At 68.0% G+C, this 14,444-nt stretch carries 16 protein-coding genes; 7 read left to right on the forward strand and 9 right to left on the reverse strand.

What is annotated here, in order from left to right; translation table 11 throughout:
- Nucleotides 1-2 precede the first annotated feature (2 nt).
- Nucleotides 3-626: a hypothetical protein gene (locus VIL76_RS02090; protein ID WP_332043330.1), complete on the reverse strand. Its 624-nt coding sequence runs from the start codon at nt 624-626 to the stop codon at nt 3-5.
- Between the two features lie 133 nt (nt 627-759).
- On the opposite strand from VIL76_RS02090, the gene VIL76_RS02095 reads away from it, so the two are divergent.
- From VIL76_RS02095 to VIL76_RS02115, 6 genes are all read left to right on the forward strand, one after another.
- Entirely contained in the window at nt 760-1,617 is an 858-nt protein-coding gene (locus tag VIL76_RS02095; RefSeq protein WP_332043331.1) for a TauD/TfdA family dioxygenase, read from the forward strand.
- A 158-nt stretch (nt 1,618-1,775) separates the two neighbouring features.
- Nucleotides 1,776-2,234 (forward strand): thermonuclease family protein, encoded by a 459-nt coding sequence (locus VIL76_RS19730; protein ID WP_414695406.1) that lies wholly within the window; start codon nt 1,776-1,778, stop codon nt 2,232-2,234.
- Nucleotides 2,231-2,677 carry a hypothetical protein gene (locus tag VIL76_RS02100; RefSeq protein WP_332043332.1) on the forward strand — a complete coding sequence of 149 codons (447 nt, stop codon included), beginning with the start codon at nt 2,231-2,233 and terminating at the stop codon, nt 2,675-2,677. Before VIL76_RS19730 ends, VIL76_RS02100 begins: the two co-directional genes overlap by 4 nt.
- A 425-nt stretch (nt 2,678-3,102) precedes the next feature.
- On the forward strand, nt 3,103-3,813 hold the full coding sequence (locus VIL76_RS02105) for a hypothetical protein (protein WP_332043333.1): 711 nt from the start codon (nt 3,103-3,105) through the stop codon (nt 3,811-3,813).
- 419 nt (nt 3,814-4,232) lie between these two features.
- Nucleotides 4,233-4,994: a hypothetical protein gene (locus VIL76_RS02110; protein WP_332043334.1), complete on the forward strand. Its 762-nt coding sequence runs from the start codon at nt 4,233-4,235 to the stop codon at nt 4,992-4,994.
- Nucleotides 4,991-5,533 (forward strand): hypothetical protein, encoded by a 543-nt coding sequence (locus VIL76_RS02115; RefSeq protein WP_332043335.1) that lies wholly within the window; start codon nt 4,991-4,993, stop codon nt 5,531-5,533. Before VIL76_RS02110 ends, VIL76_RS02115 begins: the two co-directional genes overlap by 4 nt.
- A 437-nt stretch (nt 5,534-5,970) precedes the next feature.
- Here VIL76_RS02115 and VIL76_RS02120 read toward each other — a convergent pair whose 3' ends face one another.
- The 4 genes from VIL76_RS02120 to VIL76_RS02135 form a co-directional block, all read right to left on the reverse strand.
- Nucleotides 5,971-6,768 (reverse strand): hypothetical protein, encoded by a 798-nt coding sequence (locus tag VIL76_RS02120; RefSeq protein ID WP_332043336.1) that lies wholly within the window; start codon nt 6,766-6,768, stop codon nt 5,971-5,973.
- 58 nt (nt 6,769-6,826) lie between these two features.
- Nucleotides 6,827-7,180: a hypothetical protein gene (locus tag VIL76_RS02125; RefSeq protein ID WP_332043337.1), complete on the reverse strand. Its 354-nt coding sequence runs from the start codon at nt 7,178-7,180 to the stop codon at nt 6,827-6,829.
- 148 nt (nt 7,181-7,328) lie between these two features.
- Complete coding sequence (gene parC, locus VIL76_RS02130) at nt 7,329-9,572, reverse strand: DNA topoisomerase IV subunit A (protein WP_332043338.1); 2,244 nt, start codon at nt 9,570-9,572, stop codon at nt 7,329-7,331.
- Between the two features lie 190 nt (nt 9,573-9,762).
- The gene (locus VIL76_RS02135; protein WP_332043339.1) at nt 9,763-10,179 is read right to left on the reverse strand and encodes a hypothetical protein; all 417 of its coding nucleotides are present in this window, start codon (nt 10,177-10,179) and stop codon (nt 9,763-9,765) included.
- A gap of 225 nt (nt 10,180-10,404) precedes the next feature.
- Between VIL76_RS02135 and VIL76_RS02140 the strand changes: the two genes are divergently transcribed.
- Nucleotides 10,405-11,241 carry a hypothetical protein gene (locus tag VIL76_RS02140; protein ID WP_332043340.1) on the forward strand — a complete coding sequence of 279 codons (837 nt, stop codon included), beginning with the start codon at nt 10,405-10,407 and terminating at the stop codon, nt 11,239-11,241.
- Here the strand turns inward: VIL76_RS02140 and recO are convergent.
- Genes recO through lepB form a run of 4 tightly spaced genes read right to left on the reverse strand, consistent with a single transcriptional unit; the run spans nt 11,238 to nt 14,364 of the window.
- Nucleotides 11,238-11,969: a DNA repair protein RecO gene (gene recO / locus VIL76_RS02145; protein WP_332043341.1), complete on the reverse strand. Its 732-nt coding sequence runs from the start codon at nt 11,967-11,969 to the stop codon at nt 11,238-11,240. The genes VIL76_RS02140 and recO overlap by 4 nt on opposite strands.
- Nucleotides 11,970-12,890 (reverse strand): GTPase Era, encoded by a 921-nt coding sequence (gene era / locus VIL76_RS02150; protein ID WP_332043342.1) that lies wholly within the window; start codon nt 12,888-12,890, stop codon nt 11,970-11,972. It abuts the gene before it with no gap.
- A complete protein-coding gene (rnc, locus tag VIL76_RS02155; protein WP_332043343.1) occupies nt 12,887-13,585 on the reverse strand; it encodes a ribonuclease III in 699 nt (232 codons plus the stop codon). The genes era and rnc overlap by 4 nt, the downstream gene beginning before the upstream one ends.
- Entirely contained in the window at nt 13,582-14,364 is a 783-nt protein-coding gene (gene lepB / locus VIL76_RS02160; RefSeq protein WP_332043344.1) for a signal peptidase I, read from the reverse strand. Before lepB ends, rnc begins: the two co-directional genes overlap by 4 nt.
- Nucleotides 14,365-14,444 lie beyond the last annotated feature (80 nt).

A 14,444-nucleotide genomic window follows, 5' to 3' on the forward strand; every position in this document is an offset into this window, starting at 1 on the left:
GCCTACGAGCTGTCCGGGGGTTCGGCAGCGGTCGCGCCGTCGGCGGTGGCGAGCGCCGCGTGGTCGCCTGCCCCCTCCACCGGTCGCTCTTCGGCGACCGGTCCCCCTCCCGCCGATGCTGCCGCATCGGGGGAGGTAGGCTCGTCATCATCGTCGCAGGCCTGGCCCAGGCCGAGCTTGGTTTTCAGGCGCGCCAGCTGGTGCTCGAGGGTCTCGTCCAGGAAGGTGTCGAGGCGGGCTTCCTCCTCGAGGTGCTCGCGGATGTCGCCCGTGAACTCGTGGAAGGTCTCGTCGTCGGGGAATTCGTCCCAGACCTCGTGCTCCAGGCGCACGTAGAGCTGGTTGCGGCGGGCGGCGACCGCCTCCTTCCGCTGCTTGTCCATCTGCGGAGCGTACTCGCGCAGGAACGCCTGCTCGTCGCGCTGCAGCTTCATCTCCAGCGCGTAGGTCATGCGCACGCCGCGGGCGAGCTTGTGGAAGCAGTCGACGTAGATCTTGGCGTCCTGCGAGGTCTCGGCCTCCGCCGCCCGCTCGGCCATGACCTCGGCCAGCCGCTCGCCGATGGCGGCGAGCTTCGCCAGGCTCTTGCCCTGGCGGGTCTCGGAGATGTGGCCGAACTCGGACATGAACATAACAAGAACACAAGGTCCAGCCCGGCAGCAAACATTCGGTGAGTCCTTATTGTCGCAGGCCTCCACGGCCCCGGGCGGGAGCGGGCGTGGCCTTGCGGGTTCGGCGCGGCGGGGCGAGGCTAGGGGAATGGCCTCTCCCCTGCCCTTCCAGATCGAGCCGCTGCCGGCGACCTTCGGGGCGGTGGTGACGGGGGCCCGTGTCGCCGAGCTGGACGAGGCCGGGTTCGAGGCGCTCTACGCCGCCTGGCTCGACTACGCCCTGCTGATCCTGCCCGGACAGCACCTGACCAAGAGCGAGCAGGTGGCGTTCGCGCGGCGGTTCGGGCCGCCGGAGTTCGAGCTCGCCGCCATCTCCAACGTGCGCGCCGACGGCAGCGTGCGGCCGCCGGAAGGCGACGACGACGTCCTGAAGATCCTGAAAGGCAACATGGGCTGGCACCAGGACTCCACCTACATGCCCGTGCAGGCCAAGGGGGCGGTGTTCAGTTGCGAGGTCGCGCCGCGCACCGGCGGCGAGACCGGCTTCGCCGACATGCGCGCGGCCTGGGACGCGCTCGACGCCGCGACGCAGGCGCGGCTGGAGGGCCTCAGCGCCCGCCACTCCCTGGCCTACACCCAGGGCAAGCTCGGGCACGTGCACTCAGGCGGGAGCGCCTATTCCGGCTACGGCTTCCACGACGGCGAGGCGCCGCTGCGCCCGCTGGTGAAGGTCCACCCGGAGACGGGACGCAAGAGCCTGGCCATCGGCCGGCACGCGTTCGGGGTGACAGGCATGGCTGAGGGAGAGAGCGAGCGGTTCCTGGAGGGCCTGGTCGAGGCCGCCTGCCAGCCGCCCCGCGTCTGGACCCACGCCTGGACCCCCGGCGACGTGGTCGTCTGGGACAACCGCTGCCTGCTCCACCGGGCCATGGCGTGGGACCTGCGCGAGCCGCGGGTGATGTGGCACTCACGGATCGCGGGGAATCTGGCGACGGAGGGGGTGTAATGGGGAGGGCCCGCATTCGTAGAGTGCGCCCGTTTCGGCGTCGGTTCAGAGCCGACTTGGAGCGCAAAGCAATTGTCGCGATCGGATTGCCCGTTGCTGCTGCGATCGTGCTCTTCGCTGCGCGATGGTTGGAGAAGCCCGCCGTTCGAGCGGATCAGATGCTGATCGCAGGCGCGGAACGCAGTGTCAGGCCCGATGAAATAATAGGTCGAGCATCCGTGATTGACGGCGACACACTGGAGATCCGAGGTGAGAGGATCCGACTTCATGGTGTTGATGCACCGGAAGCGAGCCAAACCTGCCAGCGGAGCGACTCTTCCTATCGCTGCGGACGAGACGCAGCACTCTACCTCAGTGACCTGATCGGCACCGGCACCGTGCATTGCAGGAAGCGCGACATAGACCGTTACGGACGAACCGTGGCGACGTGTCAGTCGGCGGGCAGAGACTTAGGCGAGCTACTGGTATCGGCTGGATGGGCGCTGGCTTACACTCAATACTCACTCGACTATCTCGCCGCGGAGCGTAAAGCTAAGCAAGCAGGACGGGGCATTTGGGCAGGTAGTTTTGTCCAGCCAGCCGAGTACCGAGCGGAGCGTCGCGGAGGGGGCAATTGACAAAGCAGACCACCGGCATCGAGCCGACTGCACCGGTTTCGAGTGTGCCAACCAAGGTAGCGATAGGCCCGACGGCATCAGTTGATTTGAGCTTCCTTCCGGAAGATGAGCGGCGTGCACTATTGCTGGATTACTCCCGTGGAGTACTCGACATTGCGAAGAAGGCTCAAGACCTTCACGTAGACATCGGGGCTCTCCAAAGCACGCTGAGCACCTTGAGCCACACGACCAAAGAGGTGGCGGCAAGCGGTGCCTCGGTCACCGTGACTCACACCCAAACGACATCGATTGGGCGCACTGAGATCATCATGGGAAACACGGAAACAGCGCAGCGGGGTAAGCTGTCCAAGAGCCAGACGGGAGAGCGCGATTTCACCTGGCTCTATATCGTGGCAGGCCTTATCGCCTTGGTGCTCGTGGTGTCCGCGCTCGCCGGAAACTAGTCGTCGTGCTTCGCGCCATCATCCACGCCACTCCGGCCACGGACGTAGACGGCGTTATCCGCGATCTCACGCGGCGCGCGCACGCAGACGGTCTCGATCCCGCCTCAACTGCCTCTCTCGTCGATAGCACCCGAACGGTTGTGAGTGCCCTAGTAGAACAGGGCGCGCGTTTGACCGCTGTCGGCAGCCAAATGGCTGTCACTCGAGAGGTCCAGGGGCGAGGATATAGAGTGTCAGTTCGCTTCCATACTAAGCCTCGGCGCGGACTGCTTAGCCGCCTGTTTAGCCGGTGAAACGTGGCTCGCCGCCGCTACCGCTATAAGAGGTACTCCCGTGGGCGATCCGACTACGGCCATGAGCGAGCTCGGCAACACATTGAAGACGCAAGGCGGCTTACGGCTGAGTTAGGGGGTGCCGACCAGGACGTGAAAGCCTACTTCTTTCGGCTTCCGGCTGCTGAAAGGGAGAGCATCCTTCGCGAGTACGAGCGGCAGTACGGGAAAGCCGCACGCGAGTACGCCGATGCCACGATACCCAAGTGGGCATCAGGTCATACCAAAATGAGTGGCACGGTCGCGGAGCGGCTATTCAACCTTCTTCCACCGCGGATGCCCCTCCCGGACAAGTACCGTCTCACCGAGACACTTTGGAAACACCACGGCCCATCATCGAAGAAGGTGCTGCGCATTGGCCTGGATGTTTCAGGAGAGGAGGTCGCAAACGCCTTCCTTGAACACGTTTCGGCGGTCGTAAAGACGTTCGAGATTCCGTGGCAGCTGGAAGCAAGGTTTCGATGGCTGTCTGCTGGTGACGTCGCCGTAAAGCAACAACTACTCAATCACTTAACGTCTGCAGAAGTGGAACTCGCGGCCGAAGGAATACGCGCGCAGACCCCGGTCATGTTGGCGCACATGAGATCTGAATCGGGCTCGATGACGGGCCGCATGGCGCAAGTCATCAAGATTGGGAAGCACGAACTTGAAATTTTAGTCGATCGTGGCACCTCGGGAGCGTCAATCGAGGATCCACGCTCGGCGGGATACGCTCCTGGCACGAATGGCCAGTCTTTCAATTGGGGATGTCTAGTGTGGCTCCTCATCGTCGCGGTTATCGTGTTCGCTCTGCTTCAGGATTAGCTCGTGGTGCCCGGTAAGCGAGCCGTCTTTGTGAAGATGCACGATTGGCTTCAGGATATGTTCCCGCTATGTTCTATAGAGGAATGCATCAGCGGCCACCAGCTACGCCGCACCCAGAGGGTCACGCTGAAGACGGCGTGGTTGATGGCACATCGAACGTGGGAGGCGATGCGAGATGGTGATCTTGCGCCGTTCGAGGTCGGTAGCGGCGCTGTTGAGGTGTACGAGACGTTCAAAGGGCGCGAGCCGGGCGAGTTCCCATTGCACCGCTGTCGCGCCTAGGCCTTTCGCTACATCGGGCGCGCGGCCCTAGGCATGAACGACCTGGAAAGGACCTCTAGGGCGTTATTCGGGTTTGTTGATAAGCGACTCAAGTACCGGGATTCGTACAGGGCGGCGCTCTAGCAGGGAGGCGGACCATGGCACATGACGCCGTCCGGCTAAGCTTCAAGATCGATGCCTTTCAACCTGAGACCATCCCCATGGCTCGGCTCGCCGAGTACATGGCAGACCTCGCGGCCATGCTCGGAGAGAAGGCGGACGTGCATTTCGTCAGCCTCGAAGATGGCTGCGTTCAGATCATGCACGATGTTGGCTTCACCGCCTTCCCGAAGATTCAAGAGCGGCTCGCTGCGATCCGTGATGGGATAGCAGCAGCGGAGGCGATGAACGCCTACCGGGCTCTCAACAAGAAGCTCGCGCTGGACAACACCTTCGCGACGTACGCGGACATCGGGGCGGGGGCGACTTTCCTAGAGTTCCCCGGCGTGCACGCGCCCAAGCCAATTGAAATTCTGCCGGTGGAGCAGCCGGGCGCTTTAATCGGCATTGTGCAGGGCGTTGGTGGCAGGGTCGTCAATGATGCTCGCGTGGCGGTCTTCATCGACACGGGCGAAACAGTTCACCAGTGCGTCGCCTCTAGAGCGATAGCCAAGACCCTTGGCCCCTACATTCTGGACGGCGCCGAGCGCCGCTTCGAGGGTTCTGCGACCTGGCAGAGAGACGAAAACGGCGCGTGGTCGTTGAAGAGGTTCGTAATAAACAATCACGAACCATTGGAGAGTCAGACCCTTTCCCAGGTGGTCGACCGGATGCGTGCGGTTCCGTCTGGATTGGCCGAGTTGCGCGACCCTTGGGGGGACATCATGCGCGACCGGAACGAGGAGGGTGAGCCGCATTGATCGTCGGCGTTGACGCCACGTTCCTCCTCTACTTCTTCGCGCCGCCGGAGGGGGTTGGCGTCCCATTGGATTTCGCAGGCCAGCCCATATCGATGGCGAAGGAGCGAGTGCAGGGCCTGATCGCCGAGTTGGAGAAGCAGGGCTCCACGATCATCGTTGGCACGCCAGCACTGAGCGAAATCATGGTGCGCTCCGGCGTCCAGGCCGGCCAGAGCTGGCTGGCAATGATGAACCAGTCGAAGGCTTTCAAGGTCGTACCCTTCGACGCGAAGTCTGCCATCGAAGTGGCGATCATGGGTGGCCATATGGTTAAAGGAGAAACCTCAAAGGCGGCGACGGGCGGGACCTACGCTAAGCTGAAGTACGACCGGCAGATCGTAGCTATCGCCGCGACCGAAGGGGCTACCACCTTCTATACGGACGATGTCGGGCAGCGGAGCTTGGCGCTGCGGCTAGGGATGAGCGTTCGCGGCTTGGCCGAAATCCCGATACCCACGACTGCAGCGGCTCAAGAGCTGCCTTGGAGTGGCGGCATATGACACGCAAGCCTAAGAGCATCAGGCGCGCACTTCGAGGACGCCGCCCGCGAGGCGGGTGCCGACCGCACGAGCGAGACCTTCGAGGCCGTCTTTCGGGCCACCCTGGGCGACACCCAAGCCGTCCGATACTCCAAAACGGAAGAAGCCCGGCCACAAGGACCGGGCTTCCCGTGCATAGCAGGCTGTTGCTCTAATCCACTGAGCTACCCGGACACAGAGCCGAAGCGTTGTGGCGTCCGGAGAGGGATTCGAACCCCCGACCTCCAGCTTCTTGTTGGGCGGTGCTAGCCCGCCCGTAGCTGCGTTCTACTGGAAACCCCCGCGGCTCCAATGTGGCGAGGTGCCGCGTGTCGGTACGCACTGGATGATGTCGCCACACGAAAAAGCCCCGGCCTTGCGGCCGGGGCCTTCGTCGTCTCAGCGCTAGGCCGCCGCCGCTAGATGCGGCGCATCGGGTCGGCGTCCGGGGTCCCCGGGATGCCGGCGCTCGTGCCGCGCTCGGTGTCCGACGGGGCGTCGCTCGCGAACCCGCCCGTCGTGCTCCCGCCCGAGGCCGCGAAGGAGCGGTCCTCGGCGTAGAGCTGGCGTTCGCGGGCGATCTCGTCGGTGCTGTAGGGCTGGGCGTTGGCGTCGAACTGGCTCCAGCCGGACTCGCGGTAGGCCTGGCCGCGGACTTGCGCGTCTATGCCGTTGCGGCCGTGCAGGACCTGCTCGATCTGCGAGGCCTCGTGGTCCTCGGCCTTGACGCTGACGAGCGTGCCGCCGCGGCGGACGCCTTCGGAGTAGACGTGGGCCTCCTCGTCGGTGTGGCCGGCTTCCTTGAGCGCGCCCAGGAGGCCGCCCGTGGCGCCGCCGGCGGCCGCGCCGACCGCTGCGCCGGTCAGCGTGGAGGCGAGCCAGCCCGCCGCCACCACGGGGCCGAGGCCGGGGATGGCCAGCATGCCGAGGCCGGCCAGCAGGCCCGCGCCGGCGCCCAGCAGGCCGCCGGTGGTCGCGCCCTTGCCGGCGCCGTCGGCCACGTCGTTCTCGCCGTCGCCATTGGCGTCGCCGAGCGGGCCGCGGCCGCCCATGGCGGTGGCCTCGCCGCCCGGATGCTTGTGGCCTTCGTGCCAGTTGTCGGCGTTGTTGGAGACGAGGCTGATGCGGTCGCTGTCGACGCCGGAATGCTCCAGCGTCTCGACGGCGCGGAGAGCTTCGGTGTGGCTGTCGAACAGCCGGGTGATGGTCCTGGTCATGGGGATCTCCGTTCGGAGGTTAGGCGGGTGGGAGGGGTGATGGGGCGGGGCCGGCGGGCTAGCCGGCGGTGACGGCGCCCTTGTAGTCGACAGACACGGTGGCCTTCTTGCCGTCCTTGACAGCCTGGCCCTTCCAGATGCCGGAGGCGTCCTGGGTCAGCGCGCCGACCTCGCCGTAGCCTGCGCCTTCGATGGCGCTGCGGGCCTGGGCCTCGGTGAAGGAGTTGGCGCCTGGGGTCTGGGCCGCGCCGTCGGCGGTGGGGGTGGTGTCGACGGCCTCGTTGCGCGGGGTCTCGGAGGCGGCGACGGCCGGTCCGTTGGTGTTGTCCCCGCCCTCGGCGTTCTTGGAGCTGTCGCCGCAGGCGGCGAGCAGCGCCGCGGTGGCGGCGAGCGCCATCACAGTTCTGATCATTTGAAATTCCTTGTCCCGTGTGGGGCAGGAAGCTGATCAGGGGTCGGAATGTTCCGACGGTGACGCCTGCTACGTGCGTCTCCTCGCCCCCCTCCACCACCCGCTCTTCGGCGGGCGGTCCCCCTCCCCCGTGGAACGGGGGAGGTAGCTACTTCGGCCGGAAGCGCTTGTTGGCGGGGAAGCCCTTGGGGGCCAGCTTGCCGGCGCCGGCCCGGCGGCCCAGCCATTCGCGCCACTCGGGCCAGGCGCGGGTGCGGCCCGACGCGTCGACGGTGGTGAGGTTGTCGTCGCCCTTGAAGGCGGCGGCGTCGCGCAGGCCGCCTTCGCGGTAGGACTGCAGCTTGACTCCCTTGCCGCGCGGCATCTCGGGGAGCTCGGCGGTGGGGAAGACCAGCAGCTTGCCGTTGTCGCCGATGACGGCGAGGTGGTCGGCGTCGCCCAAGGGGACGCAGACCAGCGCCTTGCCGTTGAGCACCTGCTTGCCGGCCCGGCGGTTGGCGAGCGCCTCGTCCACGGGGAGGATGAAGCCGTAGCCCTCCTTGGACGCGATCACGCGCTTGGCGCCCGGGCGGTGCATGAAGACGTCGACGATGCCGACCTTGTCGTCGAGGTCGATCATCAGGCGCACGGGCTCGCCGTGGCCGCGGGCGCCGGGGAGCTTGTCGCAGCCCAGGGTGAAGAACCGGCCGTCGGAGGCGAAGATCAGCAGCTTGTCGGTGGTCTCGCCAGGCACCAGGAAGGCCAGCTTGTCGCCCTCCTTGAACTTCAGCTCGGAGGGGTCGTCGACGCGGCCGCGGGCGGCGCGGATCCAGCCGCGCTCGGAGAGGATGACGGTGATCGGCTCGCGCACGATCATCGCCTCCATGGCGGCTTCGGCGTCGACCTGGGGGGCGTCGGCGAACACCGAGCGGCGGCGGTTGAGGTCGCCGAGCTGGGCCTTGGTGTCCTTCAGGCCCTGGCCCACGAGTTTCCACTGGGCGCGGTCTGAGTCGAGCATCTTGAGGATGCCGTCGCGCTCGTCGGCGAGCTCGGCGTGCTCGCGGCGCAGCTCCATCTCCTCGAGGCGGGCGAGCTGGCGCAGGCGGGTGTTGAGGATGGCCTCGGCCTGGATCTCGGTGAGCGCGAAGGCCTCGATCAGGCGGGCCTTGGGCTCGTCCTCGTAGCGGACGATGCGGATCACCTCGTCGAGGTTGAGGTAGGCGATCAAGAGGCCGTCGAGGATGTGGAGGCGGGCCTCGATCTTGGCCAGCCGGTGGCGGGCGCGGCGGACCAGCACGTCGCGGCGGTGGGCGAGGAAGGCCTGCAGGGCCTGCTTGAGGGACATGACGCCCGGGGTGCCGCGGGCGTCGAGGACGTTGAGGTTGACGCTGAACCGGGTCTCCAGCGCGGAGAGCTTGAAGAGGCTCTCCATGAGGACCTCCGGCTCGACGTTGCGGCTCTTGGGCTCCAGGACCAGGCGGACGTCCTCGGCGGACTCGTCGCGCACGTCGCCCAGCAGCGGGGCCTTCTTGGCCTCGATCAGCTCGGCGAGCTGTTCGACGAGGTCGGCCTTCTTCACCTGGTAGGGGACCTGGGTGACGACGATCTGGTAGGTCCCGCGCCCGGTGTCCTCCTTCGTCCAGGCGGCGCGCAGGCGCACGCCGCCGCGGCCGGTCTCGTAGGTCTCCAGCAGGGAGTGGGCCGGCTCGACGATCACGCCGCCGGTGGGGAAGTCGGGGCCCTTCACGTGGGCCATCAGATCGGCGGTCGAGGCGTTCGGGTTGTCGAGCAGCAGGAGGCAAGCGTCGATCAGCTCGCCGGCGTTGTGCGGCGGGATCGAGGTGGCCATGCCGACCGCGATGCCGGTGGTGCCGTTGGCCAGCAGGTTGGGGAAGCCGGTGGGCAGGACCACGGGCTCGGTGTCGGCGCCGTCGTAGGTGGGCTTGAAGTCGACGGCGTCCTCGTCGATGCCGTCGAGCAGCAGCATGGCCGCCGTGGTGAGCTTGGCTTCGGTGTAGCGCATGGCGGCGGGGTTATCGCCGTCGATGTTGCCGAAGTTGCCCTGGCCGTCGACCAGCGGGTAGCGCTGGGCGAACTCCTGGGCCATGCGCACGAGGGTGTCGTAGATCGACTGGTCGCCGTGCGGGTGGTAGCCGCCCATCACCTCGCCGACGACCTTGGCGCACTTGCGCGCGGCGGCCTCGGGGTTCAGGCGCATCTCGCGCATGGCGTAGAGCACGCGGCGCTGCACGGGCTTGAGGCCGTCGCGCACGTCGGGGAGCGCGCGGTCGGTGATGACGCTGAGCGCATAGGCGAGGTAGCGGCGGCTGAGCGCCTCGCTGAGCGGCTCGTCGATGATGCGGCCGGAGTTGTCCGGGCCGGCGGGCGGCGGGGCGGTGGTCACGTCGTTCATGGAATCACGCGGGGCATCTAGGCCCCATCCTTAGCGCGGGCCGGCCAATGCGGCGACGCTGCGACGCGCCGCAGGCGCCGTTTTCAACACGAAGAGCACGAAGGACACGAAGAGCACGAAGAGGCCGGCGCCGACCCTTGGTGGTCTTCGTGCTCTTCGTGGTCTTCGTGTCTGTGTTGCGCTTCGCGCCTCAGAACGGGAGGGGCTGGAGGTCGGGCTCGACCCAAGCGCGGCGGGCTTCGACGCTGAACAGGCGCTCGCGGCTCCAGTACTTCAGCAGCCAGTCGGAGCGGCCGTAGGGGCTTTGCAGGAGGCCGTTCAGGGCGTCGGCTCTGGGGCCGGGATGACCGGCGAGCCAGGCGGCGGCGGCGCGCAGCGACGCCTGGGTGATGGTCTCGTGGTAGCCCTCGGTGTCGGTGTTCGGGACGCCGGTGGCTGCGTTGTAGGCGCGGATCAGGCCGGGCATCTCGCGCGCGGCGTCGCGGCCGGGGGCTGTGATCAGCCAGAAGGCGGCGGCGAAGTGGGCGGCGTGCGTCCACTCCGGCTTGGGCAGGGTGCGCGTCTCGACGCCCAGCCCAATGCGGTCGATGTCGTCTTCGGTGAACATGGTGGCTCCTCTTGGAGCCCCGGTGCGAGGCCGCAGCAAAAACCCCGCCGGGGCGGGGTCTGCGTGGGTCGACTGCTGGGGCTTGGTCGGGCTAGCAGGCGCGCGCAGACACCGCCGGGCGGCGTTGTTGCGTCTGCTGCTGCTGGGTCCGGTGAGCGGCCATGGCGGCGCTTGTAGTCGCACGCGGCCGTTGCGTCAAAGCGGCGGCCACCGGAAAGTCCGGGCATGAAGTGGGTGGCGATCCTGGCGATGGCGGCGCTCGCGGCCTGCGCGACGCGGCCGGCGGCGCCGGACCTGACGGCGCAGCGGCAGGCGGTGGAGGCCGTGCTCGCCCGAGTCGCGCCGGAGCATGCGGCGGTGCTGGCCGCGGCCGACGCCGGCGACGAGGCGGAGCTGGCGCGACGGGTCGAGCGGCACAGGGCAGCGCGGGCGCAGGTGCTGGAGCCGCTGGCGGGGGCCGGCAATGCCGAGGCGATGTTCCGGCTGGCCTGGGACCTCCGCGACGAGGAAGCGCCGGGCGCCATCGTCCGCTGGCAGCGACTGGTGACGCGGGCGGCGGCGGGCGGGCATCCGGACGCGCATGACGAACTGGTGCGCTGGTGGTGGCACCAGAAGGGCGACGGCTCGCTGGCGGCCGTCCAGCGGTACCGGGCCCGGGCGCTGGACCATGCCGCCCCGGCCGCGGCGGGCGGCCAGTGGCATGCCATCAACCGGATCGGCGTCTACATCGCCGGGAACGTGCACCAGTACCCGGCGAACCTGCCGCTGGCGGCGAAGGTGCTGCGGCTGTGCGCGCGCGGCGGGCACAGGGAATGCCAGGAGCGGCTGGCCGGCGCGGGCTCCTACGACCTGGGGGCCGACCCGGCTGAGCGGGCGTTCTGGCGTGACGTGGCCGCTGGCCTTGCGGTGGACTGGCGGCCCGAGCCCTGGGCGGCGATGGCCGGCGAGTGGCGCGAGCTGCGCGCGGAGATCCTGGCGCATGGCGCGGGCTCGGTGGGGACCTACGGCCCCTGCAGCACTTCGACGCCCTGGTGCCGCGGCAGCGCGGTGGACCTGGACTAGAGCCGCCCCGCCTCGCTGAGCCGGTCGACGAGCCACAGGCGCGCCGGCGGCAGGGGGCGGTTCAGCGGGTTGAAGATGAAGGCTTCGAGGAAGTGGGCGGTGAGGTCGAGGCCGGCTCTCACGTCGCCGGGCTGCAGGCGCGACTGGGACGAGAGCAGGAACGGCGGAAGGGCCAGGAGGCGCTCGGCGTAGGGCTCGCCCGCTTCGCGGCTCACGGCGCGGCCGGTTCTAGGGCTGACGTAGACCAGGTCGTCGGTCGTGCCCGTGGCGGCGCACTTGGAGAAGTCGAGGGCGAAGCCGAGGTCCTGCAGCAGGCCGGCCTCGAAGCGCACAAAGACCGCAGGCCAGATCTCCGGATGGGCGAGCGCCTGGCAGAGCGCCTGGAAGGCCAGGTAGGCGCCGGGGTGCGGCTCTCGCTCGGGAAGCGCCCCGGCGGCGACGGCGGCCGCGGCGGCGACGCCGGCCAGGGCCAGCGGGTCGTCGAACAGGGCGGCGGGCCCTTCCCCTGCGGATTCGAGGGTGGCGGAGCCCAGCTGGTCGGAGACGCGGGCGCGGTAGCGGGCGGTGACGGGGCTGCCGGCCTGCAGGAAGGGCTTCATCTTGCGTGACGCGCCGCCGGCCACGTGGGCGGCGTACTTGCCGTGATGGGCGGTCAACAGCTCGACGATCGCGCCCGTCTCGCCGTGGGCGCGGGCGGAGAGCACGAAGGCGTCGTCTTCGAATTCCACCTAGGAATCGTATTCCAGACCGATCGAGCCGTAGAACTCCTTCTTGTCGGCCCACTTCTCGTCGACGGCGACGTGCAAGAAGAGGTGGACCTTGCGGTCGAGGATGACCTCGAGCTCCTCGCGGGACTTCTGGCCGATCCACTTCAGCGTCTGGCCGCCCTTGCCGAGCACGATGGGCCGCTGGCTGTCGCGCTCGACGACGATGGTCTGCTCGATGCGGACGCTGCCGTCCTGGCGCTCCTCGAACTTGGTGGTCTCGACGGCGGCGGAATAGGGCAGCTCCTCGTGGACACGCAGGTAGACCTTCTCCCGCGTGATCTCGGCGGCCAGCAGGCGCGCGGGGAGGTCGGCGGTCTGGTCCTCGGGGTAGAACCAGGGGTTCTCGGGCATCAGCTCGGCGAGGCGTTTCTTGAGGTCCTCGACGCCGGAGCCCGTGGCGGCGGAGATCATGAAGACCTCGGAATAGACGCCGGTGTCGAACAGCCGCTTGGAGATGTCGAGCAGGGCCTCGCGTTTCACGGCGTCGACCTTGTTCAGCGCCAGGATGGCCTGTTTGCCGGCGCCCTTCAGGCCCTCGACGATGGTCTCGACGTCGATGCGGGCCTTCTTGTCGGCGGGCTTGTCGCCGAGCTCGGCGGCGGCGTCGACCAGGTGGACGATGGCGTCGGCCTCGTCGGCCCCGCCCCAGGCCGCCCGGACCATGGCCCGGTCGAGCCGGCGGCGCGGCTGGAAGATGCCGGGCGTGTCGACGAGCACGATCTGGGCCTCGCCAGCCATGGCCACGCCGCGCACCGGGAAGCGGGTGGTCTGCACCTTCTGGGTGACGATGGAGACCTTCGCGCCCACCAGGCGGTTGGTGAGCGTGGACTTGCCGGCGTTGGGGGCGCCGATGACGGCGACGAAGCCTGCGCGCGCGGTCATTGGGGCACGTCCGTCTGGCGGCGCAGCATGCGGTCGGCGGCGAGCTTCTCGGCGTCGCGCTTGGAGCCGGCCTCGGCGCGCTCGGGCTCGAGGCCCTCGACGCGCACCTCGATGGTGAAGCGCGGCGCATGCGCCGGGCCTTCCTGCTCGACCACGACGTAGTCAGGCAGCGGCTTGTCGTTCGCCATCGCCCATTCCTGCAGCATGGTCTTGGGGTCCTTCACCGGCTCGTCGACGTGCTGGAAACGCTCGTCCCAGGCCCGGAGCACAAAGTCCTTGGCCGCCGCGAAGCCGCCGTCCTGGTAGATGGCCGCGATCAACGCCTCGCAGGCGTCGCCGAGGATCCGGTCATTCTTGCGCGCGCCGATCTTGGTGGCGCTGGCGTCGACGCGCAGGGCCTCGGGCAGGCCGACCGCGCGGGAGACCTCGGCGCAGGCGTGGTAGTTCACGAACTGGCCCATCAGCTTGGAGAGCTCACCCTCGGTGGCGTGCGGGGAGACCTCCATCAGCCGCTCGGCGACGATGAGGTTGAGCACCCGGTCGCCCAGGAACTCCAGCCGCTCGTTGTCGCGGACCTTCTTGGCGCCCTGCCCCACGCTGGAGTGGGTGAGCGCGCGCTCCAGGAGCTCGCGGTTTTGGAACCGGTAGCCGACGCGGCGCTCGAGCTCGGCGACCGCGGCCTCGCGCGGGCTCATTTCAGGGCGTGGAAGAAGCGGCTGGGCCGGGCGTCCAAGAACCAGGTCCAGGGCTTGAAGATGGAGGCGCCGGGATACCAGGAGAGCAGGATGATCTGGGCCTTGCCCACCAGGTTCTCGGCCGGGACGTAGCCCACGCCCTGCATCTCCGGGGCGACGCGGCTGTCGGAGGAGTTGTCCCGGTTGTCGCCCATCATGAAGTAGTGCTTCTCGGGCACTACGAAGGTCTCGGTATTGTCGAGGTCGCCGTCGGTCCCGTAGTCGTTGGTGACGTAGGTGCGCCCGCCCGGCAGGGTCTCGCGATAGACGGTCACGTCACGGGCGGCGCCGAACGAGCTCTCCTCCCGCTTGGTCCCCAGGGAGTCGCGCTTCACCTGCTGCCCGTTGATGAACAGCAGGCCGTCCTTCATCTGGATACGGTCGCCCGGCAGGCCGATGACGCGCTTGACGTAGTCGGTGTGGCCGTCGCTCGGCAGCTTGAAGACGACGATGTCGCCGCGCTGCGGGACGTTCTCCAGGATGCGGCCCGGGAAGATCCGGGGGCTGAACGGGATCGAGTGGCGGGAGTACCCGTAGGTGTACTTCGACACGATGATGTAGTCGCCCTGGTAGAGGTTCGGCTCCATCGAAGCCGAGGGGATCGTGAAGGGCTGGAAGAAGATCACCCGCAGGAACAGGGCGATCAGCAGCGCATAGACCACCGTCTTGACGATCTCGACGATCTCGTTGACGGCGCCGGACTTCTCGGGGGTATGCGCGGCCTGCACGTTCTCGCTCATGCTTGTCCCTGACGGTGGGTCCGGCAGGCCGGACGGCGTGTAGCTACGCGCTCGATAACGCGCGAGCAAGGCTTGCGCCG

Source organism: Phenylobacterium sp., from assembly GCF_036563285.1.
In the GTDB taxonomy this organism is placed as follows: domain Bacteria; phylum Pseudomonadota; class Alphaproteobacteria; order Caulobacterales; family Caulobacteraceae; genus Phenylobacterium.

What these genes read in the sequence shown, in the direction of transcription:
- VIL76_RS02125 (WP_332043337.1), bottom strand. Translation starts at nt 7,180, where the DNA reads ATGATCAGAACTGTGATGGCGCTCGCCGCCACCGCGGCGCTGCTCGCC.
- VIL76_RS02120 (WP_332043336.1), bottom strand. Translation starts at nt 6,768, where the DNA reads ATGACCAGGACCATCACCCGGCTGTTCGACAGCCACACCGAAGCTCTC.
- VIL76_RS02140 (WP_332043340.1), top strand. Translation starts at nt 10,405, where the DNA reads ATGAAGTGGGTGGCGATCCTGGCGATGGCGGCGCTCGCGGCCTGCGCG.
- era (WP_332043342.1), bottom strand. Translation starts at nt 12,890, where the DNA reads ATGACCGCGCGCGCAGGCTTCGTCGCCGTCATCGGCGCCCCCAACGCC.
- VIL76_RS02110 (WP_332043334.1), top strand. Translation starts at nt 4,233, where the DNA reads ATGGCACATGACGCCGTCCGGCTAAGCTTCAAGATCGATGCCTTTCAA.
- VIL76_RS02135 (WP_332043339.1), bottom strand. Translation starts at nt 10,179, where the DNA reads ATGTTCACCGAAGACGACATCGACCGCATTGGGCTGGGCGTCGAGACG.
- lepB (WP_332043344.1), bottom strand. Translation starts at nt 14,364, where the DNA reads ATGAGCGAGAACGTGCAGGCCGCGCATACCCCCGAGAAGTCCGGCGCC.
- VIL76_RS02095 (WP_332043331.1), top strand. Translation starts at nt 760, where the DNA reads ATGGCCTCTCCCCTGCCCTTCCAGATCGAGCCGCTGCCGGCGACCTTC.
- rnc (WP_332043343.1), bottom strand. Translation starts at nt 13,585, where the DNA reads ATGAGCCCGCGCGAGGCCGCGGTCGCCGAGCTCGAGCGCCGCGTCGGC.
- VIL76_RS19730 (WP_414695406.1), top strand. Translation starts at nt 1,776, where the DNA reads ATGCTGATCGCAGGCGCGGAACGCAGTGTCAGGCCCGATGAAATAATA.
- VIL76_RS02090 (WP_332043330.1), bottom strand. Translation starts at nt 626, where the DNA reads ATGTCCGAGTTCGGCCACATCTCCGAGACCCGCCAGGGCAAGAGCCTG.
- parC (WP_332043338.1), bottom strand. Translation starts at nt 9,572, where the DNA reads ATGAACGACGTGACCACCGCCCCGCCGCCCGCCGGCCCGGACAACTCC.